This window comes from Lactobacillus sp. M0393 (genome assembly GCF_016102025.1).
Classification (GTDB): domain Bacteria; phylum Bacillota; class Bacilli; order Lactobacillales; family Lactobacillaceae; genus Lactobacillus; species Lactobacillus melliventris.
This window is the reverse complement of the sequence record NZ_JACFPK010000022.1, coordinates 1-408: the sequence shown is the minus strand read 5'-3', so window position 1 is coordinate 408 and position 408 is coordinate 1. Positions and strand designations below refer to the sequence as shown.

1 rRNA gene is annotated in these 408 nt (G+C 46.6%); it reads right to left on the bottom strand.

Annotated features, from left to right (window positions below):
• Nucleotides 1-308: ribosomal RNA gene (locus H3R29_RS09130) — 23S ribosomal RNA — on the bottom strand; the annotation flags it as partial.
• Nucleotides 309-408 lie beyond the last annotated feature (100 nt).

The window sequence follows — 408 nt, the reverse complement described above, 5'->3', positions numbered from 1 at the left end:
TCGCAGTCCTACAACCCCAAATGATAAATCATCTGGTTTGGGCTCTTTCCGCTTCGCTCGCCGCTACTAGGGAAATCGATTTTTCTTTCTCTTCCTGCAGCTACTTAGATGTTTCAGTTCACTGCGTCTTGCCCCAGGTGGCTATTAATTCACCACCTGGTAATGCATCTGCATGCATTGGGTTCCCCCATTCGGATATCTCCGGATCATTGCGTACTTACTGCTCCCCGAAGCCTTTCGTGGTTCGTCACGTCCTTCTTCGCCTCATTGTGCCTAGGCATTCACCGTGCGCCCTTCTTTACTTGACCTTACTCAAGATACTCTCTCGGTCGCTCTTTAGCAATCTGTTCTCTTTTGATTGTTTCTCGGTTTTTCTTGGATTATATTCAGTTTTCAATGTACTAACTC